General features: G+C 72.2%; 20 protein-coding genes. 18 read left to right on the top strand and 2 right to left on the bottom strand.

Going from position 1 to position 25,931, the window contains the following annotated elements:
- Positions 1–6: 6 nt before the first annotated feature.
- Together ACIGO6_RS26915 and ACIGO6_RS26910 are read right to left on the bottom strand one after the other, a co-directional pair.
- Entirely contained in the window at positions 7–1,947 is a 1,941-nt protein-coding gene (locus tag ACIGO6_RS26915) for a molybdopterin oxidoreductase family protein (protein WP_399880540.1), read from the bottom strand.
- Positions 1,944–2,915: a 2-dehydropantoate 2-reductase gene (locus ACIGO6_RS26910; protein ID WP_399880537.1), complete on the bottom strand. Its 972-nt coding sequence runs from the start codon at positions 2,913–2,915 to the stop codon at positions 1,944–1,946. Before ACIGO6_RS26910 ends, ACIGO6_RS26915 begins: the two co-directional genes overlap by 4 nt.
- 186 nt (positions 2,916–3,101) lie before the next feature.
- On the opposite strand from ACIGO6_RS26910, the gene ACIGO6_RS26905 reads away from it, so the two are divergent.
- From ACIGO6_RS26905 to ACIGO6_RS26820, 18 genes are all read left to right on the top strand, one after another.
- On the top strand, positions 3,102–4,442 hold the full coding sequence (locus ACIGO6_RS26905; protein ID WP_399880535.1) for an OFA family MFS transporter: 1,341 nt from the start codon (positions 3,102–3,104) through the stop codon (positions 4,440–4,442).
- Positions 4,411–4,554 carry a hypothetical protein gene (locus ACIGO6_RS26900; protein WP_167355245.1) on the top strand — a complete coding sequence of 48 codons (144 nt, stop codon included), beginning with the start codon at positions 4,411–4,413 and terminating at the stop codon, positions 4,552–4,554. Before ACIGO6_RS26905 ends, ACIGO6_RS26900 begins: the two co-directional genes overlap by 32 nt.
- A 138-nt stretch (positions 4,555–4,692) precedes the next feature.
- A complete protein-coding gene (locus ACIGO6_RS26895) occupies positions 4,693–5,640 on the top strand; it encodes a beta-ketoacyl-ACP synthase III (protein WP_399880532.1) in 948 nt (315 codons plus the stop codon).
- Positions 5,641–5,749: 109 nt separating this feature from the next.
- Positions 5,750–6,427, top strand: a complete 678-nt coding sequence (locus tag ACIGO6_RS26890) for a GntR family transcriptional regulator (RefSeq protein ID WP_399880530.1) — start codon at positions 5,750–5,752, stop codon at positions 6,425–6,427.
- A 227-nt stretch (positions 6,428–6,654) separates the two neighbouring features.
- Positions 6,655–7,836: an ROK family protein gene (locus tag ACIGO6_RS26885; protein ID WP_399880527.1), complete on the top strand. Its 1,182-nt coding sequence runs from the start codon at positions 6,655–6,657 to the stop codon at positions 7,834–7,836.
- Positions 7,837–8,021: 185 nt separating this feature from the next.
- A complete protein-coding gene (locus tag ACIGO6_RS26880) occupies positions 8,022–9,539 on the top strand; it encodes a sugar ABC transporter ATP-binding protein (protein ID WP_399880525.1) in 1,518 nt (505 codons plus the stop codon).
- Positions 9,536–10,555: an ABC transporter permease gene (locus ACIGO6_RS26875; RefSeq protein WP_399880522.1), complete on the top strand. Its 1,020-nt coding sequence runs from the start codon at positions 9,536–9,538 to the stop codon at positions 10,553–10,555. Before ACIGO6_RS26880 ends, ACIGO6_RS26875 begins: the two co-directional genes overlap by 4 nt.
- A 17-nt stretch (positions 10,556–10,572) precedes the next feature.
- A complete protein-coding gene (locus ACIGO6_RS26870; RefSeq protein WP_399880519.1) occupies positions 10,573–11,619 on the top strand; it encodes a substrate-binding domain-containing protein in 1,047 nt (348 codons plus the stop codon).
- Positions 11,620–11,705: 86 nt separating this feature from the next.
- A complete protein-coding gene (locus ACIGO6_RS26865) occupies positions 11,706–12,995 on the top strand; it encodes a Gfo/Idh/MocA family protein (protein WP_399880516.1) in 1,290 nt (429 codons plus the stop codon).
- A 16-nt stretch (positions 12,996–13,011) separates the two neighbouring features.
- Positions 13,012–14,010 (top strand): sugar phosphate isomerase/epimerase family protein, encoded by a 999-nt coding sequence (locus ACIGO6_RS26860; RefSeq protein ID WP_399880513.1) that lies wholly within the window; start codon positions 13,012–13,014, stop codon positions 14,008–14,010.
- A 299-nt stretch (positions 14,011–14,309) separates the two neighbouring features.
- Positions 14,310–18,023 carry a ThuA domain-containing protein gene (locus tag ACIGO6_RS26855; RefSeq protein WP_399880510.1) on the top strand — a complete coding sequence of 1,238 codons (3,714 nt, stop codon included), beginning with the start codon at positions 14,310–14,312 and terminating at the stop codon, positions 18,021–18,023.
- Between the two features lie 112 nt (positions 18,024–18,135).
- A complete protein-coding gene (locus tag ACIGO6_RS26850; RefSeq protein WP_399880508.1) occupies positions 18,136–19,434 on the top strand; it encodes an inositol-3-phosphate synthase in 1,299 nt (432 codons plus the stop codon).
- Between the two features lie 128 nt (positions 19,435–19,562).
- Positions 19,563–20,720 carry an SCO3242 family prenyltransferase gene (locus ACIGO6_RS26845; RefSeq protein ID WP_399880859.1) on the top strand — a complete coding sequence of 386 codons (1,158 nt, stop codon included), beginning with the start codon at positions 19,563–19,565 and terminating at the stop codon, positions 20,718–20,720.
- Entirely contained in the window at positions 20,717–21,631 is a 915-nt protein-coding gene (locus ACIGO6_RS26840) for a sugar phosphate isomerase/epimerase family protein (protein WP_399880505.1), read from the top strand. The genes ACIGO6_RS26845 and ACIGO6_RS26840 overlap by 4 nt, the downstream gene beginning before the upstream one ends.
- Positions 21,632–21,645: 14 nt before the next feature.
- Positions 21,646–22,374: an EboA domain-containing protein gene (locus ACIGO6_RS26835; RefSeq protein WP_399880503.1), complete on the top strand. Its 729-nt coding sequence runs from the start codon at positions 21,646–21,648 to the stop codon at positions 22,372–22,374.
- Positions 22,374–23,222, top strand: a complete 849-nt coding sequence (locus ACIGO6_RS26830; RefSeq protein WP_399880500.1) for a TatD family hydrolase — start codon at positions 22,374–22,376, stop codon at positions 23,220–23,222. The genes ACIGO6_RS26835 and ACIGO6_RS26830 overlap by 1 nt, the downstream gene beginning before the upstream one ends.
- Before the next feature lie 3 nt (positions 23,223–23,225).
- On the top strand, positions 23,226–24,398 hold the full coding sequence (gene eboE, locus ACIGO6_RS26825) for a metabolite traffic protein EboE (RefSeq protein ID WP_399880498.1): 1,173 nt from the start codon (positions 23,226–23,228) through the stop codon (positions 24,396–24,398).
- Positions 24,395–25,810, top strand: coding sequence for a nucleotide pyrophosphatase/phosphodiesterase family protein (locus ACIGO6_RS26820; protein ID WP_399880495.1), 1,416 nt, complete (start codon positions 24,395–24,397; stop codon positions 25,808–25,810). The genes eboE and ACIGO6_RS26820 overlap by 4 nt, the downstream gene beginning before the upstream one ends.
- Positions 25,811–25,931 lie beyond the last annotated feature (121 nt).

The raw sequence follows: 25,931 nt of genomic DNA, 5'->3' as shown, positions 1-25,931 counted from the left end.
CGGTGCTCACCTTCCCACCTTCTCGATCCGGATCGCCGAGGCCTTGAACTCCGCCGTCCCCGCGATCGGGCAGTTGGCCTCGATGGTCAGCTGGTTGGTGTCCACCTCGTCGGGAAAGTGGAAGCTCATGAAGGCGAGCCCCGGGCGCAGCGCGGTGTCGACCCACACCGGCGCGACCACCGACCCGCGTCGCGAGGTCACCCGTACCTCCTCGCCGACCACCACCCCGTACCGCTCGGCGTCCTCCGGGCACAGCTCGACCGACTCGCCGCGCCTCAGCGGGGACGAGTAACCGCCGCTCTGCACGCCGGTGTTGTAGGAGTCGAGCCGTCGGCCCGTGGTCAGCCGGATCGGGTACTCCTCGTCGGTGAGGTCCACCGGCGGGTCGTGCCGGACGATCCCGAAGGGCGCGCGCGGGCCCCGTCGGGACGGGTCGGTCTCCCACAACCGGCCGTGCAGGTAGGTCGGTTCGAGTTCCTCGGTGCTCGGGCAGGGCCACTGGATGCCCTGGTGCTCCTCCAGGCGCGCGTACGTCATCCCGTGGTGGTCCGGCGACAGGGAACGCAGCTCGTTCCAGACCGCCTCCGCGTCCGGGTACTTCCAGTCGTGGCCGAGGCGGGTCGCCAGGTCGCAGAGGATGTCGATGTCCTCGCGGGCCTCGCCGGGCGGGGTGACGGCCCTGCGGACGCGCTGGACACGCCGCTCGCTGTTGGTGGTGGTGCCCTCGGTCTCCGCCCAGCCGGCCGTCGCCGGCAGGACCACGTCGGCCAGTTCGGCGGTCTTCGTGAGGAAGATGTCCTGGACGACGAGGAAGTCCAGCGCGCGCAGCCGGCGTACCGCCTGCTCGGCGTCCGCCTCCGACTGGGCCGGGTTCTCGCCGATGCAGTAGACCGCGCGCAGGATGCCGTCCTCCATGGCCTCGAACATGTCCGTCAGGGTCAGCCCGTGGTGCGGCTGCAGCACGGTGTCCCAGGCCGACTCGAACTTCAGCCGGACGTCCGGGTCGAGGACGTCCTGGAAGCCGGGCAGCCGATTGGGGATCGCGCCCATGTCGCCGCCGCCCTGCACGTTGTTCTGGCCGCGCAGGGGCTGGAGCCCGGAGCCGTAGCGGCCGACGTGGCCGGTGAGGAGGGAGAGGTTGATCAGGGCGCGGACGTTGTCGGTGCCGTTGTGGTGCTCGGTGATGCCGAGGGTCCAGCACAGCTGGGCGCGCTCGGCGCGGGCGTAGGCGTGCGCCAGGTCGCGGACGGCGGCGGCCGGTACGCCCGTCACCTTCTCGGCGAGGGAGAGCGTCCACGGCTCGACGAGCGCCTTGTACTCCTCGTAGCCGGTGGTCGCCCGCTCGATGAACGCCTCGTTGGCCAGCCCCGCGTGGATGATCTCGCGGCCGACCGCGTGCGCCAGCGGGATGTCGGTGCCGACGTTCGGACCGAGCCAGCTCTCCGCCCACTCGGCGGTGGAGGTGCGGCGCGGGTCGACCGCGTACATCCGGGCGCCGTGGTGGATGCCCTTCAGCACGTGCTGGAAGAAGATCGGGTGGGCGAAGCGGGCGTTGGAGCCCCACATCACGATCACGTCGGTGTGCTCGATCTCCTCGTACGACGACGTCCCGCCGCCGGAGCCGAAGGCGGCCGACAGGCCCGCGACGCTCGGCGCGTGGCAGGTGCGGTTGCAGGAGTCGACGTTGTGGGTGCCCATCACGACCCGGGCGAACTTCTGCGCCACGTAGTTCATCTCGTTGGTCGCCCGCGCGCAGGAGAACATCCCGAAGGCGCCGCGCGCCGCCGCCAGGCCCCGCGCGGTCCGGTCCAGGGCCTCGTCCCAGGTGGCCCGGCGCAGGGGCGCGTCCCGCGCGTCCCGGACGAGGGGGTGGGTGAGGCGGGTGTAGGTCTTCGGGCCCCGGTCGCGCCCGGTGCGGTCGGGTCGGTTTCGGTCGCGTTCGCTCATGCGGCGCTCCTCAGCGCGAGCAGGTCCGAGAGGGCGTGCACGGTGCGCAGGGTGGGCACCTCCACGCCGGTGATCTCTGCCAGTTCGACGACGGCCGCCAGGAGCACGTCGAGTTCGAGCGGCTTGCCGCGCTCCAGGTCCTGGAGCGTGGAGGTGCGGTGGTCGCCGACCTTCTCGGCGCCGGCCAGGCGGCGTTCGATGGAGACGCCGACCTCGCAGCCGAGGGCCCCGGCGACCGCGAGCGTCTCGGTCATCATGGTCTCGATGACCTGGCGGGTGCCGCCGTGCCGGCACATCTGGCGCATGGTGGCGCGGGCCAGGGCGCTGATCGGGTTGAACGAGATGTTGCCCAGCAGCTTCAGCCAGATGTCGCCCCGCAGCTCCGGTTCGACCGGGCACTTCAGGCCACCGGCGCGCATCGCCTCGCCGAGCGCCAGGCACCGGGCGGAGACGCTCCGGTCGGGCTCACCGATCGAGAACCGGGTGCCTTCCACGTGCCGGACCACGCCCGGCGCTTCGAGTTCGGTGGCCGCGTAGACGACGCAGCCGACGGCCCGTTCGGGCGCGAGCACCGCACTGACCGCGCCGGCCGGATCCACGCTCTCCAGACGGCGCCCGTCGTAGGGGCCGCCGTGCCGGTGGAAGTACCACCAGGGGATGCCGTTCTGGGCGGCCACGACCGCCGTGGTGTCGTGCAGCAGGGGCTCGATCAGCGGCCCGCACGCCGCGTACGAGTGGGCCTTCAGGCCCAGGAACACGTAATCGGCCGGGCCGACTTCGGCCGGGTCGTCGGTGGCGTGGGGGTGCGCGGTGAAGTCTCCGCGCGGGCTGCGCACCCGTACTCCGTGCCGCCGCATGGCCGCCAAGTGCGGTCCACGGGCGATGAGATGAACGTCGGCGCCCGCACGGTGGAGCGCGGCGCCGACGTAGGCGCCGATCGCCCCGGCGCCGAGGACTGCGACTTTCATGGCGAGGGAGCTCCGTTCGGTCGAGGGATACCGCGGAACTGCCGACCGAACTCCGATTCCGCTGCTCTGTCGACGAAATATTGTCTACAGTATGGAGGTTGGCCCAGCAAGGCTTTGTGCAAGGACAGTGGTTGTCTGCTCAACCGTCTTCTCAACCACCTCACCTCTGCCTACGGTTGGGGACCCATGAGTCCCCCCGTCGCACCGCCGGGCTGGAGCCGCTGGCTCGTTCCGCCCGCCGCGCTCTCGGTCCACCTGTCCATCGGCCAGGCGTACGCCTGGTCCGTGTTCAAGCCGCCTCTCGAGTCCGCGCTCGGCCTCAGCGGCACGCAGAGCGCGCTGCCCTTCCAACTCGGCATCGTCATGCTCGGGCTGTCGGCCGCGTTCGGCGGCACGCTTGTGGAGCGCCACGGGCCCCGCTGGGCGATGACCGTCGCCCTGGTCTGCTTCTCGTCCGGCTTCCTGCTCTCCGCGCTGGGCGCGGCGGTCGAGCAGTACTGGCTGATCGTCCTCGGCTACGGCTTCGTCGGCGGGATCGGCCTGGGCATCGGTTACATCTCGCCCGTCTCCACGCTGATCAAGTGGTTCCCGGACCGCCCCGGCATGGCCACCGGGATCGCCATCATGGGCTTCGGCGGCGGCGCGCTCATCGCCTCGCCCTGGTCGGCGCAGATGCTGGACTCCTTCGGCACCGACAACGCGGGGATCGCCCTGGCCTTCCTCGTGCACGGACTGACGTACGCCGTCTTCATGCTGCTGGGCGTACTGCTGGTACGGGTGCCGCGCCCGAAACAGCGGGCGGACGGCGGGCCCGCCGCACTCGAGGGCGTCCAGGTGTCGGCGCGCGGTGCGATGCGCACCCCGCAGTTCTGGCTGCTGTGGATCGTGCTCTGCACGAACGTCACCGCCGGCATCGGCATCCTCGAGAAGGCCGCGCCGATGATCACCGACTTCTTCGCCGACACGTCCACGCCGGTGTCGGTGACCGCCGCCGCCGGGTTCGTGGCCCTGCTCTCGGCGGCCAACATGGCGGGGCGGATCGGCTGGTCCTCGACCTCCGACCTGATCGGACGCAAGAACATCTACCGCGTCTACCTCGGCGTCGGCGCCCTGATGTACGCGCTGATCGCCCTGTTCGGCGACTCCTCCAAGCCGCTGTTCGTCCTGTGCGCCCTCGTCGTCCTCTCCTTCTACGGCGGCGGCTTCGCCACGGCCCCCGCCTACCTCAAGGACCTCTTCGGCACCTACCAGGTGGGAGCGATCCACGGACGGCTGCTCACCGCCTGGTCCACGGCCGGCGTCCTCGGCCCGCTGATCGTGAACTGGATCGCCGACCGGCAGGAGGAGGCCGGACGGCACGGCTCGTCGCTCTACGGGCTGTCGTTCGTCATCATGATCGGGCTGCTGGTCGTCGGCTTCGTCGCCAACGAACTGGTGCGGCCGGTCCACCCCCGCCACCACGTGTCCGCCACCCCCGAGCCGAAGGAGGCCGGCGATGTCCGACGACAGCAGCCAGAGTCCGCCTGACCTGCCCGACCGGCGGCCCCTGATCGCCTTCACCTGGCTCTGGGTGGGCGCGCCGCTCGCCTACGGGCTGTACGAACTCGTCCGGAAGGCGACCCAGCTCTTCACCGGCTGACGCCGCAAAGTGCCTTCCGGGTGCTGACCGAAGCCGACAAGGCGGGCGACCGTTTCCTGTCGCTTCACGTGCCGTCGTACCCGTCGGTCACTGATCACACTGGTGGATCCCGTCCCCGAGGCAGCGAGGATTCCACCCATGCTCGGCTCCCGCATCACCGCCGTCGGCCACTACCAGCCCGCCCGGGTCCTCACCAACGAGGACCTGGCGGGCATGGTCGACACCAGCGACGAGTGGATCAGGAGCCGGGTGGGCATCCGGTCCCGCCGTATCGCCGGGCCCGACGAGCCGGTCGACGAGCTGGCCGCCCACGCCGCCGCCAAGGCCCTCGCCTCGGCCGGGCTCACCCCGGCCGACGTGGACCTGGTGCTGGTCGCCACCTCCACCGCGATCGACCGCTCCCCGAACACCGCCGCACGCGTCGCGGCCCGCCTCGGCATCCCCGGGCCCGCCGCGCTGGACGTCAACGTCGTGTGCGCCGGCTTCACCCACGCCCTAGCCACCGCCGACCACGCCGTCCGGGCCGGATCGTCGAGCCGGGCCCTCGTCATCGGCGCGGACAAGATGTCCGAGGTCACCGACTGGACCGACCGCACCACCTGCGTGCTCGTCGGCGACGGGGCGGGGGCCGCCGTCGTGGAGGCCTGCGCCCCGGGCGAGGAGGCGGGGATCGGCCCCGTGCTGTGGGGGTCGGTGCCCGAGATGGGCAACGCCGTCCGTATCGAGGGCACGCCTCCGCGGTTCGCGCAGGAGGGGCAGAGCGTCTACCGCTGGGCCACCACGCGGCTGCCCGCCATCGCGCGCCAGGCCTGCGAGCGGTCCGGACTGGAACCGGCCGACCTCGCCGCGGTCGTGCTGCACCAGGCGAACCTGCGCATCATCGAGCCCCTCGCCGCGAAGATCGGCGCCGTCAACGCCGTCGTCGCCCGCGATGTCGTCGAGTCCGGCAACACGTCGGCGGCGAGCATCCCGCTCGCCCTCGCCAAGCTGGTGGAGCGGGGCGAGATCACCAGCGGGGACCCGGTGCTGCTCTTCGGCTTCGGCGGCAACCTCTCCTATGCCGGGCAGGTCGTCCGCTGCCCGTGAGGGGCCCCGGGGGTGCTCCGGACGGCCCCCGGACGCTGTGCGCCGTAGACTGTAGACGAAAGACAATCAATACTCGGCGTACGTGGTGTGCTGCTTCAGAGGGGGACCGATGTTGTCCGCAGGACTGCCGCAGGGCGCGGTGCCCAGGCTGGAACGGCCGGGGCCGCTGCGCGACCGTGTCTACGAGGCGCTGCTCGAACTGATCACCACGCGCGCCCTCCAGCCCGGCCAGCACCTCGTGGAGAGCGAACTCGCCGGTCACCTCGGGGTGTCGAGACAGCCGGTGCGCGAGGCCCTGCAGCGGCTCAACACGGAGGGGTGGGTCGATCTGCGCCCCGCGCAGGGCGCGTTCGTGCACGAGCCGACGGAGGAGGAGGCCGATCAACTCCTCACGGTGCGTACGCTCCTGGAGGCCGAGGCCGCCCGGCTCGCCGCCGCCAACGCGAGCCGCGCGGGCGTGACCGCCCTGGAGGAGCTGTGCGAGGAGGGGGAGCGGGCCGTCGCCGCCGACGACGTGGACGCGGCCGTCGCCTTCAACGCCCGCTTCCACGCGAAGATCATGGAGCTGGCCGGCAACGCCGTCCTCGCCGAACTCGCCGCGCAGGTGGACCGCCGGGTGCGCTGGTACTACACGCCGATCGCGCGGCAGCGCGGCCGGCAGTCCTGGATCGAGCACCGCGGTCTGATCGCCGCCATCACCGACCGGGACGAGCAGACGGCGACGCGGCTGATGCGCGAGCACACGGAGCACACACGCGCCTCGTACCACGCGCGTTCCACCTCGTGACGGCGCTCTGAGCGGGTTCGTCCTGCTTTGATCCGATCCACGTCCACCTCGCCCGGGCAAGGCTCGGCGTCCTTTGTCCTCTCAGTGGAGAAAGTTCGCAGCAATTCGTGCGCGACTTCTTCCCACACCCGACGCCCGCTGCTACGTTCCCTCCGAAAGCAAGCCACGGACGTGACCGGAAACCGGCGCGCTCAAGCCATTGAGGCGGGGAGGGGCTCGTGAGACGCATGACGGCACGACCCGCGAACGCCCACCAAGCCCGACTGCTCCAGCTGTTGCGCGACGGTGGACCCAACTCCCGTGCCCAGCTCGGCGACCAGGTGGACCTCTCCCGGTCCAAGCTGGCCGTGGAGGTGGACCGGTTGCTGGAGACGGGGCTGGTGGTGGCCGACGGACTCGCCGCCTCGCGCGGCGGGCGCCGCAGCCACAACGTCCGCCTCAACCCCGGACTGCGCTTCCTCGGCGTCGACATCGGCGCGACCTCGGTCGACGTCGCCGTCACCAACGCCGAGCTGGAGATCCTCGGGCACATCAACCAGCCCCTGGACGTCCGCGAGGGACCGGTCGCGGTCTTCGAGCAAGTGCTGGCCATGGCAGCCAAGTTGCGGGCCTCGGGTCTCGCGGAGGGTTTCGACGGCGCCGGTATCGGCGTCCCGGGACCGGTCCGCTTCCCCGAGGGTGTACCGGTGGCTCCGCCGATCATGCCGGGCTGGGACGGCTTCCCCGTGCGGGAGGCGCTCAGCCAGGAACTCGGCTGCCCGGTCATGGTCGACAACGACGTGAACCTGATGGCGCTGGGGGAGCAGCACGCAGGCGTCGCCCGCACCGTGCACGACTTCCTCGTCGTCAAGATCGGTACCGGCATCGGCTGCGGCATCGTCGTCGGCGGTGAGGTCTACCGCGGGACGACGGGCAGCGCGGGCGACATCGGGCACATCCAGGCCGTGCCCGACGGGCGCCCGTGCGCCTGTGGCAACCGGGGCTGCCTGGAGGCCCACTTCAGCGGCGCGGCCCTGGCCCGCGACGCCACGGAGGCCGCCCAGCAGGGCCTGTCGGCCGAACTCGCGAACCGGCTGGAGGCGAACGGGGGCCTCAGCGCCGCCGACGTCGCCGCCGCGGCCGCCGCGGGGGACGCCACCGCGCTCGACCTGATCCGGGAGGGCGGCCGGAGCACCGGTCAGGTCATCGCCGGTCTGGTCAGCTTCTTCAACCCGGGGCTCGTGGTGATCGGCGGCGGGGTGACCGGCCTCGGCCACAACCTGCTCGCCGCGATCCGCACCCAGGTCTACCGCCAGTCGCTGCCGCTGGCGACCGGCAACCTGCCCATCGTCCTGGGTGAGTTGGGACCCACCGCCGGAGTCATCGGCGCGGCCCGGCTGATCAGCGACCACCTGTTCTCACCCGCGTAGGCACCACGTTTCACCCGCGTAGGCACGTAGGCACCATCTGTCACCCGCGTAGGCACATAACACCACCTGTCACCCGCGTAGGCACCCTTAGCTCACCGAGCTCCTTCAGCACAGCGCTCTGCACCGTCCTGCCCTGCTCCGCTCTGCCCTGACACCGGCCCGCATGCCCGCCGAGGGGACCACACATGGCACCAGAACCACCGCTGCTCAGCATGTCCGGCATCACCAAGTCGTTCCCCGGAGTCCGGGCCCTGGACGGCGTCGACCTCGACGTCCAGGCCGGCGAGGTGCACTGCCTGCTCGGCCAGAACGGCGCCGGGAAGTCCACCCTCATCAAGGTGCTGGCCGGCGCCCACCAGCCCGACACCGGCACCATCCGCTGGCGCGGCGAGGAGGTCACCCTGCGCTCGCCCATCGCGGCCATGCGCCTCGGCATCGCCACCATCTACCAGGAACTCGACCTGGTGGAGCACCTGTCGGTCGCCGAGAACGTCCACCTCGGCCACGAGCCGACGGCCGCCGGCTTCGTCGTGCGGGGAAAGGCGGCCAAGGAGTCAACGGCCCAGCTCCTCAAGCGACTTGGACACCCGGAGGTCGATCCGGGACGGTTGGTCGGGGAGCTCTCGGCGGCGCAGCAGCAGATCGTGTCCATGGCACGCGCGCTCTCGCACGACGTACGGCTGATCGTGATGGACGAGCCGTCCGCCGCGCTCGACCCGGACGAGGTCGACAACCTCTTCCGGATCGTCGCCGACCTCACCGCCGACGGTGTCGCCGTCGTCTACATCTCGCACCGCCTGGAGGAGATCCGCCGCATCGGCGACCGGGTCACCGTCCTCAAGGACGGCCGGGCCGTCGCCGGCGGGCTGCCCGCCGAGTCGACGCCGACCCGCGAGGTGGTGGCGCTGATGACGGGACGCAACGTCGAGTACGTCTTCCCTGACCGGCCGGCCACGCCGCCCGCGGGGGAACCCGTGCTGAGCGTGCGGGGACTGGCCCGGGACGGCGAGTTCGCCCCGCTCGACCTGGAGGTCCGCCCCGGGGAGATCGTCGGCCTCGCCGGACTCGTCGGCTCCGGCCGCTCCGAGATCCTGGAGACGGTCTACGGGGCCCGCAGGGCGAGCGCCGGCCAGGTCCTCGTCGACGGCCGCCCCCTGCGGCCGGGCAGCGTGCGCGCCGCCGTCCGCGCCGGGCTCGGACTCGCCCCGGAGGAACGCAAGGCGCAGGCCCTGCTGATGCTGGAGTCCGTCACCCGCAACGTGTCGGTCTCCGCCATGTCCCGCTTCTCGCGCGCCGGCTGGATCGACCGCGGCGCCGAACTGAACGCGGCCCGCGCCGCCACCCGCGAGCTGTCCCTGCGGCCCGACAACCCCACCGCGCCCGTGCGCACCCTGTCCGGCGGCAACCAGCAGAAGGCGGTCCTCGCCCGCTGGCTGCTGCGCGGCTGCAAGGTCCTGCTGCTCGACGAACCCACCCGCGGCGTCGACGTCGGCGCCCGCGCCGAGCTGTACGCGGTCATCCGCCGTCTCGCCGACGAGGGCCTCGCCGTCCTGCTGGTCTCCAGCGAGGTGCCCGAGGTGCTCGGCCTCGCCGACCGCGTGCTGGTGCTGCGCGAGGGCCGGGTCGTGCACGAGGCCCCCGCCCGCGAACTCGACGAACACCGCGTACTCGACCTCGTCATGGAAGGAAGTCCGGCGTCATGACGCAGCACGTGTCCCCGCCACGCGGCGGCACCGGCAAGGCGGCACCGGTGGACGGTCCGCCCGCCTGGCGGAGCCTCACGGCCCGCGCCGACCTCCGCACCCTCAGCCTGCTCGGTGTGCTCGCCGTCCTGGTCCTCATCGGCGGCATCACCCAGCCCGACGCGTTCCTCGACACCCGCAACCTCCAGCTGGTGCTCACCCAGGCGTCCGTGATCGGCGTCGTCACCGTCGGCATGACCTTCGTGATCGTCTCCGGCGGCATCGACCTGTCCGTGGGCGCCATCGTGGCCCTGTCGTCGGTGTGGGCGACCACCGTCGCCACCCAGGAGTTCGGCTTCTTCGGCATCCTCTTTACGGCGATCGTGGTGGGCGTGGGCTGCGGACTGGTCAACGGCGTGCTCATCGCCTTCGGCCAGATGGTCCCGTTCATCGCCACCCTCGCCATGCTGGCCTCGGCCCGAGGCCTCGCGCTCCAGATCACCGACGGCCGCACCCAGGTCGTCACGGTGCCCAGCGTCCTGGACCTCGGCGAGCGCGACGCCTACATCCTCGGCATCCCGCCCCTGGTCCTGGTGTTCGCCGCCGTCACCGTCATCGGCTGGCTGGTGCTCAACCGGACCACCTTCGGCCGCCGCACCGTCGCCGTCGGCGGCAACGCGGAGGCCGCCCGGCTCGCCGGCATCGACGTCCGCCGCCAGCGGCTCTACCTCTACCTGCTGTCCGGGCTGTGCTGCGGCATCGCCGCCTTCCTCCTGATCGTCCTGGCCGGCTCCGGCCAGAACACCAACGGCAACCTCTACGAACTCGACGCCATCGCCGCCGCGATCATCGGCGGCACCCTGCTCAGCGGCGGCCGGGGCACCATCGTCGGCTCCGTGCTCGGGGTCCTGATCTTCACCACGATCACCAACATCTTCGCCCTGAACAACCTCGAGACCGCCGTCCAGCAGATCGCCAAGGGCGCGATCATCGTCGCCGCCGTGCTGGTCCAGCGCCGTACCGCAAGCACGCACTGAGGAAAGGGTTCACCGTCATGACGCAACTCACGAGTCGCAGAGGACTGCTCTTCGGAGCCGCCGCCGTGTCCGCCGGTGCCGTCCTCACCGGGTGCACCAGCAACGACCCCGACGACGGCGGCGACAAGGCGTCCGCGAACGAGCAGCCGGCCGCCGACGACAAGCCGGGCAAGCAGGTCACCATCGGCTACGCCGGCCCGCTGGCCGACCACGGCTGGCTCAACGCCGTCAACGACCAGGCCCAGAAGCGCGCCGAGAAGTACTCGGACGTCACCCTGGAGGTGACCGAGGGCTCCAACGACACCGCGCAGCAGATCGGCCAGATCGAGACCCTCATCAACAAGAAGGTCGACGTCCTGGTGGTGCTGCCGGCCGACGGCAAGGCGCTCACCCAGGTCGGCCTCAAGGCCATGCGCGCCGGCATCCCGGTCGTCAACCTCGACCGCATCTTCAACAGCCCGCAGGCCTACCGCTGCTGGGTCGGTGGCGACAACTACGGCATGGGCCTCAACGCCGCCCACTACATCGGCGAGAAGCTCAAGGACAAGCCGAACGCCAAGGTCATCGAGCTGGCCGGCCTGGACAACCTGGAGCTGACCCAGCAGCGCACCAAGGGCTTCGACGACGGCCTGAAGAACTACCCGAACATCCAGAAGGTGGCCCGCCAGGCCGCCGAGTTCACGGTCGAGTCGGGACAGTCCAAGATGGCCCAGCTGCTCCAGGCCCAGTCCCAGTTCGACGCCCTGTGGAACCACGACGACGACCAGGGCGTGGGCGCGCTGCGCGCCATCGAGCAGGCCGGACGCGACGACTTCCTGATGGTCGGCGGCGCGGGCGCGCTCTCCGCCTTCGAGGCCATCAAGGCGGACCGCGGCGTACTGAAGGCGACCGTGCTCTACCCGCCGACCATGGCCGCCTCCGCCATCGACCTGGCCCGCGCCCTCGGCCAGGGCAAGGGCATCAGCGGCCTCGCGGAGTTCGAGATCCCCTCGACCGTGACCTGCTACTCGGCCGTCGTCGACAAAGAGAACGTGGACCAGTACATGTCCACGGGCTTCAAGTGAGGAGTCCCGCCCCGGCGGCGGCCTGACCAGCCGCCCGGGGCGGGGCCCACCCCCCACCGCGCCACCACGACGAGGAGGACATCCGCATGGGACAGCCGCAGCAGCCCGAGGGGGCCGGGGCCGAGGAAGCAGCCACCGGGACCGGGACCGACAGCGGGACCGGGACCGGGACCGGGACCGGGGCGACGGGGGCGTCCGCGACGAGACCGCCCCTGCGCGTCGGCATGGTCGGCTACGCCTTCATGGGCGCCGCCCACTCCCAGGGCTGGCGCACCGCCGGCCGCGTCTTCGACCTGCCGCTGAACCCGGTCCTGGCCGCCGTCTGCGGGCGGGACGCCGACGCCGTCCGCGAAGCGGCCGACCGGCACGGCTGGGCGAGTACCGAGACCGACTGGCGAACCCTGGTGGAACGGGACGACATCGACCTCGTCGACATCTGCACCCCCGGCGACAGCCACGCCGAGATCGCGCTGGCCGCGCTCGCCGCCGGCAAGCACGTCCTGTGCGAGAAGCCGCTGGCCAACACCGTCGAGGAGGCGGAGGCGATGACCCGGGCCGCCGAGGAGGCGGGCGCCCGCGGCCGGTTGGCGATGGTCGGCTTCAACTACCGCCGGGTACCGGCCACCGCGCTGGCCCGGCGCATGGTCGCCGAGGGCCGCATCGGCCGGCTGCGGCACCTGCGGGTGACGTACCTCCAGGACTGGCTGGTCGACCCGAAGGCACCGCTGACCTGGCGGCTGCGCAAGGAGCTGGCCGGGTCGGGAGCCCTCGGCGACCTGGGCGCGCACATCGTCGACCTCGCGCAGTACCTGACGGGGGAGCGCATCGCGGGCGTATCCGCCGTCACCGAGACCTTCGTGCGGGAGCGCCCGCTGCCCGACGGCGCCGCCCGGGGCCTGTCCGCGGGCTCGGCGGACGGTGTCACGGGCGAGGTCACCGTGGACGACGCCGCCGTGTTCACCGCCCGCCTCACCTCCGGTGCCCTGGCCTCCTTCGAGGCCACCCGGTACGCCACCGGCCGCAAGAACGCCCTGCGCATCGAACTCAACGGCGAGCGCGGATCGCTGGCCTTCGACCTGGAGCGCCTCAACGAGCTGTCGTACCACGACGGTACGGAGCCGGGGGAGCACGCCGGCTTCCGCCGCATTCTCGTCACCGAACCCGAGCACCCCTACCTGGACGCCTGGTGGCCGCCGGGCCACGGACTCGGCTACGAGCACACCTTCGTGCACCAGGCACGCGACCTCGTCCACGCCGTCGCCGAGGGCCGCCGCCCCGACCCCTCCTTCGCCGACGGGCTGCAGGTCCAGCGCGTGCTGGCGGCGGTGGAGGAGAGCGCCGAGAAGAACTCCGTCTACACCCCGATCGCCCCCTGAGGAGGCTGGCAGCGACATGCCGCGCAACTTCACGCTCTTCACCGGTCAGTGGGCGGACCTGCCCCTGGAGGAGGTCTGCCGCCTCGCCCGCGACTTCGGCTACGACGGCCTGGAACTCGCCTGCTGGGGCGACCACTTCGAGGTCGACAAGGCCCTCGCGGACCCCTCCTACGTGGACTCCCGGCACCAGTTGCTCGACAAGTACGGGCTGAAGTGCTGGGCGATCTCCAACCACCTGGTAGGCCAGGCGGTCTGCGACGCCATCATCGACGAACGCCACCAGGCCATCCTGCCCGCCCGCATCTGGGGCGACGGCGACGCGGAGGGCGTCCGGCAGCGCGCCGCGGCCGAGATCAGGGACACCGCACGGGCCGCGGCCCGGTTCGGCGTCGACACCGTCATCGGCTTCACCGGGTCGGCCATCTGGCACCTGGTCGCCATGTTCCCGCCCGCCCCCGAGTCGATGATCGACCGCGGCTACCAGGACTTCGCGGACCGCTGGAACCCGATCCTCGACGTCTTCGACGCCGAGGGCGTGCGGTTCGCGCACGAGGTCCACCCCAGCGAGATCGCCTACGACTACTGGACCACGCAGCGCGCCCTGGAGGCGGTCGACCACCGGCCGGCCTTCGGTCTCAACTTCGACCCCTCCCACTTCGTGTGGCAGGACCTCGACCCGGTCGGCTTCCTGTGGGACTTCCGCGACCGGATCTACCACGTCGACTGCAAGGAGGCCCGCAGGCGCCTCGACGGCCGCAACGGCCGGCTCGGCTCCCACCTGCCCTGGGGCGACCCGCGCCGCGGCTGGGACTTCGTGTCCGCCGGCCACGGCGACGTCCCCTGGGAGGACGTCTTCCGCATGCTGCGCTCCATCGACTACCAGGGACCGGTGTCGGTGGAGTGGGAGGACGCCGGCATGGACCGGCTGCAGGGCGCCCCCGAGGCCCTCACCCGGCTCAAGGCGTTCGACTTCGAGCCGCCCAGCGCGTCCTTCGACGCCGCGTTCAACAGCTGATCCGCCCGCCCGACGGCAGGTCGGGACACCAGCGGCCAGGGATCGGGGCCGGGGGCCGGGGGCCGGTATTTCCGCCGGTGCCGGCCCTCGGTCCGGCCTGCCCGCGCCCCGCTTTGTCCTGTGATGGGCAAAAGTTCAACCAGCCCCGTTTCAAGGGGTGTTCGCCCCGGACGAACGGGGTTACCGTCCCTGAAGTGTTCAGGACACACACGCCTCCGGGGTGACGGCGCACCCCGGCGCCCGCACCGCACGTCTTCGCACCCATCCCGTACGGCCCATCCCGTTCCCGGAGGGACTTCGTGCACAGAAGCAGACACACGAGCACCAGATCCACGAGGCGTCCCAGACTTCGCACCACCCTCGCCCTGTTCACCGGCCTGATGCTGGCCGTGGGCACCCCGGCGACCGTCGCCGGCGCCCAGTCGGCGGCCGACGAGCCGGCCGCCGCCGAAGGGCAGTTCCAGCAGGTGCCGCTCGCCAAGGGCGAACCCGAGACGGGCGAGCCGATGTCGCTCGCCGTACTCCCGGACCGCAGCGTCCTGCACACCTCGCGCGACGGCACGCTGCGCCTCACCGACCAGGGCGGCGTCACCAAGATCGCCGGCAAGCTCGACGTCTACAGCCATGACGAGGAAGGCCTGCAGGGCGTCGGCATCGACCCGGACTTCAAGAACAACCGGGCGATCTACCTGTACTACGCCCCGCCGCTCGACACGCCCGCGGGGGACGCCCCGGAGACCGGCACCGCCGAGGACTTCAAGAAGTTCGACGGCGTCAACCGCCTCTCCCGCTTCGTCCTCAACCCCAACGGCACGCTCGACCTGGCCAGCGAGAAGAAGGTCCTGGACGTCGCGGCCTCCCGCGGCACCTGCTGCCACGTCGGCGGCGACATCGACTTCGACGCCGAGGGCAACCTCTACCTGTCCACCGGCGACGACACCAACCCCTTCGCCTCCGACGGCTACACGCCGATCGACGAGCGTCCCGGCCGCAACCCGGCCTTCGACGCCCGCCGCAGCTCCGGCAACACCAACGACCTGCGCGGCAAGATCCTGCGCATCAAGGTCGCCGAGGACGGCTCGTACACCGTCCCGGAGGGGAACCTCTTCGCCCCCGGCACCGAGAAGACCCGTCCCGAGATCTACGCGATGGGCTTCCGCAACCCGTTCCGCATGAGCGTCGACGACAAGACCGGCACCGTGTACGTGGGTGACTACGGTCCCGACGCGGGCGCCGCCTCGGCGACACGCGGCCCGGCCGGCCAGGTCGAGTTCGCCAAGGTCACCAAGCCCGCCAACTTCGGCTGGCCGTTCTGCACCGGCGCCAACGACGCGTACGTCGACTACGACTTCGCCACCAAGACCTCCGGCGAGAAGTTCGACTGCGACGCCCCGAAGAACACCTCCCCGCACAACACGGGCCTCGTCGACCTGCCGCCCGCGCAGGCCGCCTGGATCCCGTACGACGGCGGCAGCGTGCCCGAGTTCGGCAGCGGCTCCGAGTCCCCGATGGCCGGCCCGGTCTACCGCTACGACCCCGAGCTCGACTCCTCCGTGAAGTTCCCCGAGGAGTTCGACGGCGACTTCTTCGCGGGCGAGTTCGGCCGCCGCTGGATCAAGCGGATCGAGCAGAACGCCGACGGAACGGTCGCGAAGATCAACGACTTCCCGTGGACCGGCACCCAGATCATGGACATGGAGTTCGGCCCCGACGGCGCCCTCTACGTCCTGGACTACGGCGTCTCCTGGTTCCAGGGCGACGAGAACTCCGCGCTGTACCGGATCGAGAACGCCGAGGACGGCTTCTCCCCGATCGCCGAGGTCAGCGCCGACAAGACGTCCGGCGCGGCCGGCCTGAAGGTGAAGTTCACCGCCTCCGCCAAGGACGCCGACTCCCCGGACCTCACCTACAGCTGGGACTTCGGCGACGGCACCAAGGGCGAGGGCCTGGCCCCCACCCACAAGTACAAGAAGGTCGGCACCTACACCGCGACCTTCACCGCCAAGGACTCCGAGGGCAACACCGGCAACGCCAGCGTCCGGATCGTCGTCGGCAACACCGAGCCCAAGGTGACGATCGAGGTCCCCGGCAACGGCACCCTGCTGCCCATGGGGGAGCCGATCCCCTTCACGGTGAAGGTCACCGACCCCGAGGAGACGATCGACTGCTCCAGGGTCAAGGTCGCCTACAGCCTCGGCCACGACTCCCACGCCCACGAGCTGACCAGCGAGATGGGCTGTGAGGGCACCCTCAACCCGCCGCCCGGCGACGGCGGCCACGACCCCAACGCCAACATCTACGGCGTCGTCGGCGCGAGCTACACCGACGGCGGGGCCAACGGTCAGGAGGCCCTGACCGGCACCGCGCGCACCGTGATCCAGCCCCCGCACCGCCAGGCCGAGCACTTCGCCACCCAGTCGGGCATCAAGACGTACGACAAGGCCACCGCCAACGGCGGCAAGACCGTCGGCGACATCAACGACGGCGACTGGATCTCCTTCACTCCGTACCGGTTCGACGGGCAGAAGAAGCTGACCGTGCGGGCCTCCTCCGGCGGGTCGGGCGGCTTCGTCGAGCTGCGTACCGGCTCGCCCGACGGTCCGCTGCACGGTTCGGCGTACATCCCGCCGACGGGCAGCTGGGAGACGTTCCAGAACGTCGACGTGCCGCTGCGGTCGCTCCCGAAGCGCACCACCGAGATCTACCTGGTCTTCCGGGGCGGCGACGGCGCGCTGTACGACGTGGACGACTTCGAGTTCTCCAAGGAGCCGTTCAAGGCCGGCAAGAAGGTCCTGGTCTTCTCCAAGACGGCCGGCTTCCGCCACGACTCCATCCCGGAGGGCATCGCCGCCCTGAAGGAGCTCGGCACCCCGGCCGGCATCTCGGTCACCGCGACCGAGGAGGCCGGACAGTTCACGACGGCCAACCTCGCCAAGTACGACGCGGTGGCCTTCCTGTCCACCACCGGTGACGTCCTCAACGCGGACCAGCAGAAGGCGTTCGAGAACTACGTCAAGAACGGCGGCGGCTACATGGGCATCCACGCCGCCGCCGACACCGAGTACGACTGGGAGTTCTACGGCGGCCTCGTCGGCGCCTACTTCGACTCGCACCCGGCCATCCAGAAGGCCACCGTGCGTGTCCACGACCACGACCACCCTTCCACCGCGCACCTCGGCGACACCTGGGAGCGCACCGACGAGTGGTACAACTACCGCACCAACCCCCGTGAGCAGGCCAAGGTCCTCGCCACCCTCGACGAGACCACCTACGACGGCGGGAACATGAAGGGCGACCACCCGATCGCCTGGTGCCAGAACTACGGCGGCGGCCGCTCCTTCTACACCGGAGGCGGCCACACCAAGGAGTCCTACGCTGACGAGGCCTTCCGCGCCCATCTGCTCGGCGGCCTGCAGTACGCCACCGGCCAGGTCAAGGCGGACTGCAAGCCGAGCAAGGGCTACCGGGACATCTTCAACGGCGAGACCCTGGACGGCTGGAAGCAGGCCGGCCCCGGAAAGTTCAACGTCAAGGACGGGGCTCTGGAGTCCGAGGGCGGCATGGGCCTGCTCTGGTACCAGGCCAAGGAGTTGACGTCGTACTCTCTCAAGCTCGACTGGAAGATGCAGGGCGACGACAACTCCGGCATCTTCGTGGGCTTCCCGGCCTCCGACGACCCCTGGTCCGCGGTGAACAAGGGCTACGAGATCCAGATCGACGCCACGGACGCGCCCGACCGCACCACGGGCTCCGTCTACTCGTTCAAGTCGGCGAACATCAAGGCCCGTGACCAGGTCCTGCGGCCGCCCGGCCAGTGGAACTCCTACGAGATCAAGGTCCAGGGCGAACGCCTCCAGGTGTTCCTCAACGGAGTCAAGATCAACGACTTCACCAACACGGACCCCGAGCGGAGCCTGACCGACGGCTACATCGGTCTCCAGAACCACGGCGCCGCCGACCAGGTCTCCTTCCGCAACATCCAGCTCAAGGAACTGCCCACCTCGGGCGACTAGAACGGCGGCGGGCGGAGGACGCCGGACCTCCGCCCGCCGTCACCACGCGTGCACCACCGCCGGCCGTACCACCGCTCGTGTGTGTTCGACGCGCTCGACAAGGAGGCTGCCCATGTCCGCGTCCCCCTCTGGTTCCTCCCGTGGCTCCCGTATCGGCGTCTGGCTGATCGGAGCCCGTGGCTCCGTCGCCACCACCGTGGTGGCGGGCTGCGCCGCCGTGACCGCGGGGCTGCACCCGCCGACCGGCATGGTCACCGAGACCCCCGACTTCGCCGACGCCGGCCTGCCCGCGCTGTCGTCCCTGGTCTTCGGCGGCCACGACACCGTGGACTGCCCCCTGCCCAAGAGGGCGGAGGCCCTGGCCGCCGGAGGCGTGCTGCCGCCCGGCCTGCCCTCCGCCGTCGCTGCGGAACTGGCCGCCGCCGACCGCGAGATCCGCCCCGGCGGCCCGCTGCCCGGCGACACCCGCGACGAGGAGGAGCTGATCGCCGCCTTCGCCGCGGACATCACCGACTTCGTGCGGCGCTCGGGAGCGGAGCGGGCGGTGGTGGTGAACGTGGCCTCCACCGAGCCCGCGCCCACCGGCCGGGGCCTTCCGGCCAGCTCGCTGTACGCGGCCGCGGCGCTGCGCGCCGGCTGCCCGTACGTCAACTTCACCCCGTCGACCGGCCTGCACCACCCTGCCCTGGACGCCGAGGCCGCGGCGAGCGGCCTGCCGTACGCGGGCCGCGACGGCAAGACCGGCCAGACCCTGCTGCGCTCGGTGCTGGGCCCGATGTTCGCCCAGCGGGCGCTCACGGTCCGTGCCTGGTCCGGCACCAACCTCCTCGGCGGCGGCGACGGCGCGGCCCTGGCCGACCCGGCCGCCGCGGCGGCGAAGAACGCCGGCAAGGAACGCGTCCTCGCCGACACCCTCGGCGCCTCCGTCGAGGGCGCGGTGCACATCGACGACGTCCCCGCGCTGGGTGACTGGAAGACGGCCTGGGACCACATCGCCTTCGACGGCTTCCTCGGCGCGCGCATGGTCCTGCAGACCACCTGGCAGGGCTGCGACTCCGCCCTCGCGGCGCCCCTCGTCCTCGACCTGGCCCGCCTGACCGCCCGCGCCCACGAGTCGGGCCGGTCCGGTCCGCTCGCCGAGCTGGGCTTCTACTTCAAGGACCCGGTGGGCGAGGGCCCGGCGGGCCTCGCGGAACAGTACGCCGAGCTGACCCGGTTCGCGGCGGAGCTGCGGGATGCCGACCCGGGGGGCCGGGCGGAGGGGGAGCCGGGGCACGGACATCGTGGTGCTGGTGCTGGTGCTGGTGCTGGTGCTGGTGCTGGTGTTGGTGCCGCTGCCCGTGCGGCTGGGGATACGGACGGGGACGCCGATGCCGGTGCCGGCGCCTCCGGGCTCGGGGAGCAGCGGTGAGCGGCACGGCGGAGGCGGCTCGTCCGGCGCCGCAGTCGCCGTCGGTGACGGCGCCTGCGGCCCTGCCGCCCGGCGCCGACGACACGGCCCGGCACGGCGAGGGCGCGGCGGGCCGCCGCCCGGCCTCCATCCGCAGCCGCGTCGAGGCCTGGACCGAACTCCTCCGCCTTCCGGCCCTGTTCACCGTCCCCGGTGACGTACTCGCCGGCGCCGCGGCCACCGGTGCCCGGTCCGACACCCGCACCCTGCTCGCCATCGGTTCCTCCCTCTGCCTGTACGAGGCCGGCATGGCCCTCAACGACTGGGCGGACCACGAGGAGGACGCCGCCGAACGCCCCCACCGGCCCCTGCCGTCCGGCAGGATCCGCCCGGCCGCCGCGCTCACGGCGGCCTGCGGGCTGACCGCGACCGGCCTGGCCCTCGCCGCCCGCGCCGGCCGACCCGCCGTGGCCGTCGCGGTGCCGCTCGCGGCGACCGTCTGGGCGTACGACCTCGCCCTGAAGCACACCCCCGCCGGGCCCCTGGCCATGGCCACCGCCCGTGGCCTCGACCTGCTGTTGGGCGCGGCGGCGACCGGCGGCGACCTCCGCCCGGCGGTGCCGTCCGCCGCCCTGCTCGGCACGCACACCCTCGCGGTCACGGCGGTCTCCCGCGGGGAAACCCGGGGCGGCTCCTCCCTGGCTCCCTTGGCGGCCCTCGCCACCACCGGCCTCCTGGCCCGGCTGGTGGCCGGCCGCCCCATCCGACTCCCGGCAGGCCGACGGGCAGCAGCCGCCCCCGACCTGCCGGGTCCGACCACCGGACGTCCAGACCGAGGCGGCCTGTCCGGCCCGGCGGGCGGAGGTGCAGACCGAGGCGGCCTGTCCGGTCCGACGGCCGGGGGTGCAGACCGGCGCGGCCTGTCCGGTCCGACGGCCGGGGGTGCAGACCGGCGCGGCCTGTCCGGTCCGACGGCCGGGGGTGCAGACCGGCGCGGCCTGCCCGGCCCGACCGCCGGACGTCCGGGTCACCGCGACGTGTCCGGCCTGTCCGCCGCCCAGGTCACCGCGGCGCTCACCACCTCCCTCGCCGCCGTCTACGCGGCCACCGCGGCCCGCCCCTACTTCCACGCCGCCCTCAACCCCTCACCTCCGCTCACCCAACGCGCCGTCGGCGGCGGCATCCGCGCCACGATTCCCCTCCAGGCCGCGCTCACCGCCCGCGCCGGCGGTCCGGCCACCGCCCTGCTGATAGCGGCCCTCGCTCCGCTGGGCCGCAGGTTCGCGAGGAAGGTGAGCATCACGTGACGCCGGAGTCCTCCGCCTCTGCCCGCACCCCCCTCCGCTTCGGCTACGGCACCAACGGCCTCGCCGACCTCCGCCTCGACGACGCCCTCGCCCTCCTCGCCGATCTCGGCTACGACGGCGTCGGCCTGACCCTCGACCACATGCACGTCGACCCGCTCGCCGACGACCTGGCCGCCCGCACCCGCCGGATCGCGCACCGGCTGGACGCGCTCGGCCTGGGCGTCACGGTGGAGACGGGCGCCCGCTATGTGCTCGACCCGCGCCGCAAGCACGGCCCCTCCCTCCTCGACCCCGACCCGGACGACCGCGCCCGCCGCACCGACCTCCTCCTGCGAGCCGTACGGGTCGCCGCCGACCTGGGCGCCCACGCCGTGCACTGCTTCAGCGGCATCACCCCGGCGGGCACGGACGAGGACACGGCGTGGAAACGGCTCACCGAGTCCCTCGCCCCGGTTCTGGACGCCGCCGCCACCGCCGGCGTCCCCCTGGCCGTCGAACCCGAACCGGGCCACCTCCTCGCCACCCTCGCCGACTTCCACACCCTGCGCCGCGCCCTCGGCGACCCCGAGCACCTCGGCCTCACCCTGGACATCGGCCACTGCCAGTGCCTCGAACCCCTCCCTCCCGCCGACTGCGTACGCGCCGCCGCCCCCTGGCTGCGCCACGTGCAGATCGAGGACATGTGCCGCGGCGTCCACGAACACCTCCCCTTCGGTGACGGCGAGATCGACTTCCCGCCCGTCCTCGAGGCCCTCGCCGCCACCGGCTACCAGGGCCTGACCGTGGTCGAACTGCCCCGCCACTCCCACGCGGGCCCCCACTTCGCCGAACGCTCCCTCCCCTTCCTCCGCCGGGCCGCCGCGGCGTCCCCCCTCTCGAACCGCTCGGGCGAGCCCTCCGCCACCCACTGAAGGGAGCCACCCCCATGAAGCAGCCACACGCCACCCCCGTCACCCAGGGCGCGGATGGCACCCCCGCCGGGCAGGACCCCCAGGGCACCACCCCCGCCCACCTCCCGCCCGCAGACCTGCGCGCCGCCCTCACCGCCGAGCTCGGCGGAGCGGCCCGCGCCTGGCTGGACCAGGCCCTGGACGAGGCCGCCGCCCACCCCGGCACCCACGGCCCCATCTCGGTGTGGGAGCTGCGCCTCGCCGAGGCCGGCCGCCGCTGCGGTCCCGCCCACGTCGACGCGGCCCGCGTCCTCGTCCTGCACGCGGCCCGCGCCGACACGGAAGCCCTGAACCGGGTCTACTCCCAGGGCACCGCCGACGAACGCCGCGCCGTCCTGCACGCGCTGCCCCACCTCGTGCCCGGCCCCGACGCCCTCCCGCTCGTCGAGGACGCCCTGCGCACCAACGACACCCGGCTGGTCGGCGCCGCCCTCGGCCCGTACGCCGCCCGGCACCTCGACGCCCACCAATGGCGGCACGCCGTACTCAAGTGCCTGTTCACCGGCGTCCCCCTCGACCACGTGGCGGACCTGGACCGGCGGGCCCGCGCGGACGCCGAACTCGCCCGGATGCTCGCCGACTACGCCGCCGAACGCACCGCCGCGGGCCGCACCGTCCCCGAAGACCTGCACCGCGTCCTGGCCCTGACCGAGTCCGGGCCTGCCGCGCCCGGCACGGCCGACCCCCACGGCAAGGAGTCCTGATGCGCATCTTCGACCCCCACATCCACATGACCTCCCGGACCACCGACGACTACGAGGCCATGTACGCCGCCGGTGTCCGTGCCCTCGTCGAACCCTCCTTCTGGCTCGGTCAGCCCCGCACCTCTCCCGCCTCCTTCCGCGACTACTTCGACGCCCTGCTCGGCTGGGAGCCCTTCCGCGCCGCCCAGTACGGCATCGCCCACCACTGCACGATCGCCCTCAACCCCAAGGAGGCGAACGACCCCCGGTGCCTCCCCGTCCTCGACGAACTGCCCCGCTATCTCGTCAAGGACCGGGTCGTGGCCGTCGGTGAGATCGGCTACGACTCGATGACACCCGCCGAGGACACCGCCCTCGCCACCCAGCTCCAGCTCGCCGCCGACCACGCCCTGCCCGCCCTCGTGCACACCCCGCACCGCGACAAGCTGGCCGGGCTGCGCCGCACCCTGGACGTGGTCCGCGAGTCCGCGCTGCCGACCGAGCGCGTCCTGGTCGACCACCTCAACGAGACCACCGTCAAGGAGGCCAAGGACAGCGGCGCCTGGCTCGGCTTCTCCGTCTATCCGGACACCAAGATGGACGAGGCCCGCATGGTCGCCCTGCTGCGCGAGTACGGCCCGGAACAGGTCCTGGTGAACTCCGCCGCCGACTGGGGCAAGAGCGACCCGTTGAAGACCCGCAAGGTCGGCGACCTGATGCTCGCCGAGGGCTTCACCGAGGACGACGTGGACCTGGTGCTGTGGCGCAACCCCGTCGCCTTCTACGGGCTCAGCGGGCGGCTGGCCCTCGACGTGCCCTCGTCCGACGCCACGCACGAGGGCAACTCCATCCTGCGCGGCGGGGAGTGAGCCATGCGCTTCCGGCACCCCGACGGCTCCACCGTCCACCTCGCCTACTGCACCAACGTCCACCCCGCCGAGACCCTCGACGGTGTCCTCGCTCAACTGCGCGACCACTGCGAGCCGGTGCGCCGGCGCCTGGGGCGCGACCGTCTCGGCATCGGGCTGTGGCTGGCCCGGGACGCCGCCCACGCCCTCGTCACCGACCCGGCGGCGCTGCGAGGGCTGCGCGGTGAGCTCGACCGGCGCGGCCTGGAAGTCGTCACCCTCAACGGCTTCCCGTACGAGGGCTTCGGCGCCGAGGAGGTCAAGTACCGGGTCTACAAGCCCGACTGGGCCGACCCAGAGCGCCTGGAGCACACCACTTCGCTGGCCCGGCTCCTGGCCGGACTGCTGCCCGACGACGTGAGCCAGGGCAGCATCTCCACGCTGCCGCTGGCCTGGCGCACCGCGTACGACGACGCCCGTGCCGACAAGGCCCGCTCCGCCCTGGTCACCCTCGCCGAACGCCTCGACGCCCTGGAAGAGCTCACCGGCCGCTCCATCCGCGTCGGCCTGGAACCCGAACCCGGCTGCGTCGTCGAAACGACACACGACGCCATCGCCCCCCTCACCGCGATCGGTCACGACCGCATCGGCATCTGCGTCGACACCTGTCACCTCGCCACCTCCTTCGAAGACCCGCACACCGCCCTGGACGCCCTCACCGCCGCCCGCGTCCCCGTCGTCAAGTCCCAGCTCTCCGCGGCCCTGCACGCCGAACGCCCCTGTGAACCCGCCGTCCGCGAGGCGCTCGCCGCCTTCGCCGAGCCCCGCTTCCTGCACCAGACCCGCACCACCACCGAGGCCGGCGGCCTGCACGCCACCGACGACCTCGACGAGGCCCTCGCCGGCGACGTGCTGCCCGACACCGCGCCCTGGCGCGCCCACTTCCACGTGCCCCTGCACGCGGCCCCCGCCGCGCCCCTCACCTCCACACTCCCCGTGCTCAAGGCCGCGCTGACCCGCCTCGTCGGCGACCCGCACCCCCTCACCCACCACCTGGAGGTCGAGACCTACACCTGGCAGGCCCTCCCGCCCGAGCTGCGTCCGGCAACCCGTGCCCAGCTCGCCGACGGCATCGCCGCCGAGCTCACCCTCGCCCGCGACCTGCTGACCGACCTCGGCCTGAAGGAACTGCCATGACCCGACGCAGCCCGTCCGACGCACCAGCCCCCTCCGCGCAACCGACGCCCCTCCTCGTCCTGGACGTCGTCGGCCTCACCCCCCGTCTCCTCGACCACATGCCCCACCTCAAGCAGCTCGGCCAGTCCGGCTCCCGCGCGCCGCTCGGCACCGTCCTGCCCGCCGTCACCTGCGCCGCCCAGTCCACCTTCCTCACCGGCACTCACCCGTCGGAGCACGGCATCGTCGGCAACGGCTGGTACTTCCGCGAGCTCGGCGACGTCCTGCTGTGGCGCCAGCACAACGGTCTGGTCGCCGGCGACAAGCTCTGGGACGCCGCCCGCCGCGCCCACCCCGGCTACACCGTCGCCAACATCTGCTGGTGGTACGCCATGGGCGCCGACACCGACATCACCGTCACCCCACGCCCCGTCTACTACGCCGACGGCCGCAAGGAACCCGATTGCTACACCCGCCCCCCGGCCCTGCACGACGAACTGACCGCCACACTCGGCACCTTCCCCCTCTTCCACTTCTGGGGACCCGGCGCCGACCTGGTCTCCAGCCAGTGGATCATCGACGCCACCCGGCACGTCATCCGCACCCGCCACCCCGACCTGACGCTCTGCTACCTCCCTCATCTCGACTACGACCTGCAGCGCTTCGGCCCCGACGACCCGCGCTCCCTGAAGGCCGCCACCGACCTGGACGCGGCGCTGGCCCCGCTCCTCGACGACGCCCGCGCCGAGGGACGCACCGTCGTCGCGCTGTCCGAGTACGGCATCACCCCCGTCAGCCGGCCCGTCGACATCAACCGCGCCCTGCGCCGCGCAGGACTCCTCGAGGTCCACACCCAGGACGGCATGGAATACCTCGACCCGATGGCCTCCCGCGCCTTCGCTGTGGCCGACCACCAGATCGCCCACGTCTACGTCCGCCGCCCCGAAGACCTCGACGCCACCCGCGCCGCCCTGGACGGACTGCCCGGTATCGAGCAACTCCTCGACGACGAGGGCAAGAAGCAGCACCACCTCGACCACCCGCGCGCCGGCGAACTCGTCGCCGTCGCGGAGCCGGACGCCTGGTTCACGTACTACTACTGGCTCGACGACGACCACGCGCCCGACTTCGCGCAGCTCGTCGAGATCCACCGCAAACCCGGCTACGACCCGGTCGAGCTGTTCATGGATCCGCTCGACCCCTACGTCAAGGTCAAGGCGGCCACCGCCCTGGCCCGCAAGAAGCTCGGCATGCGCTACCGCATGGCGGTCGTGCCCCTGGACCCCTCACCTATTCGAGGCAGCCACGGCCGCCTCCCCGCGAGCGACGACGACGGTCCGCTCCTCATCTGCTCCACCCCCCGCGCTGTCGGAGACCGCGTCGCGGCCACCGATGTGAAACAACTCCTGCTCCAGCTCGCCGGACTCGGCTGACGCGCCACCAGGCCAAGCCCCCGAGATCCAGCTACTGAGAGTGAAACACACGGCACTGACAACGGCACTGACAACGGCCCGCCCGAGCCGCATCAGGGCAGGCCACGACCCAGAAGGCAGG

The sequence above is a fragment of the Streptomyces sp. NPDC053750 genome (assembly GCF_044544295.1).
Taxonomy (GTDB): Bacteria; Actinomycetota; Actinomycetes; order Streptomycetales; family Streptomycetaceae; genus Streptomyces.
This window is presented reverse-complemented; position numbering and strand designations above follow the sequence as displayed.

Excerpts from the sequence above, each read along its gene's own strand:
- ACIGO6_RS26915 (WP_399880540.1), bottom strand. The coding sequence starts at position 1,947 with ATGAGCGAACGCGACCGAAACCGACCCGACCGCACCGGGCGCGACCGG.
- ACIGO6_RS26910 (WP_399880537.1), bottom strand. The coding sequence starts at position 2,915 with ATGAAAGTCGCAGTCCTCGGCGCCGGGGCGATCGGCGCCTACGTCGGC.
- ACIGO6_RS26905 (WP_399880535.1), top strand. The coding sequence starts at position 3,102 with ATGAGTCCCCCCGTCGCACCGCCGGGCTGGAGCCGCTGGCTCGTTCCG.
- ACIGO6_RS26900 (WP_167355245.1), top strand. The coding sequence starts at position 4,411 with ATGTCCGACGACAGCAGCCAGAGTCCGCCTGACCTGCCCGACCGGCGG.
- ACIGO6_RS26895 (WP_399880532.1), top strand. The coding sequence starts at position 4,693 with ATGCTCGGCTCCCGCATCACCGCCGTCGGCCACTACCAGCCCGCCCGG.
- ACIGO6_RS26890 (WP_399880530.1), top strand. The coding sequence starts at position 5,750 with ATGTTGTCCGCAGGACTGCCGCAGGGCGCGGTGCCCAGGCTGGAACGG.
- ACIGO6_RS26885 (WP_399880527.1), top strand. The coding sequence starts at position 6,655 with ATGACGGCACGACCCGCGAACGCCCACCAAGCCCGACTGCTCCAGCTG.
- ACIGO6_RS26880 (WP_399880525.1), top strand. The coding sequence starts at position 8,022 with ATGGCACCAGAACCACCGCTGCTCAGCATGTCCGGCATCACCAAGTCG.
- ACIGO6_RS26875 (WP_399880522.1), top strand. The coding sequence starts at position 9,536 with ATGACGCAGCACGTGTCCCCGCCACGCGGCGGCACCGGCAAGGCGGCA.
- ACIGO6_RS26870 (WP_399880519.1), top strand. The coding sequence starts at position 10,573 with ATGACGCAACTCACGAGTCGCAGAGGACTGCTCTTCGGAGCCGCCGCC.
- ACIGO6_RS26865 (WP_399880516.1), top strand. The coding sequence starts at position 11,706 with ATGGGACAGCCGCAGCAGCCCGAGGGGGCCGGGGCCGAGGAAGCAGCC.
- ACIGO6_RS26860 (WP_399880513.1), top strand. The coding sequence starts at position 13,012 with ATGCCGCGCAACTTCACGCTCTTCACCGGTCAGTGGGCGGACCTGCCC.
- ACIGO6_RS26850 (WP_399880508.1), top strand. The coding sequence starts at position 18,136 with ATGTCCGCGTCCCCCTCTGGTTCCTCCCGTGGCTCCCGTATCGGCGTC.
- ACIGO6_RS26835 (WP_399880503.1), top strand. The coding sequence starts at position 21,646 with ATGAAGCAGCCACACGCCACCCCCGTCACCCAGGGCGCGGATGGCACC.
- ACIGO6_RS26830 (WP_399880500.1), top strand. The coding sequence starts at position 22,374 with ATGCGCATCTTCGACCCCCACATCCACATGACCTCCCGGACCACCGAC.
- eboE (WP_399880498.1), top strand. The coding sequence starts at position 23,226 with ATGCGCTTCCGGCACCCCGACGGCTCCACCGTCCACCTCGCCTACTGC.
- ACIGO6_RS26820 (WP_399880495.1), top strand. The coding sequence starts at position 24,395 with ATGACCCGACGCAGCCCGTCCGACGCACCAGCCCCCTCCGCGCAACCG.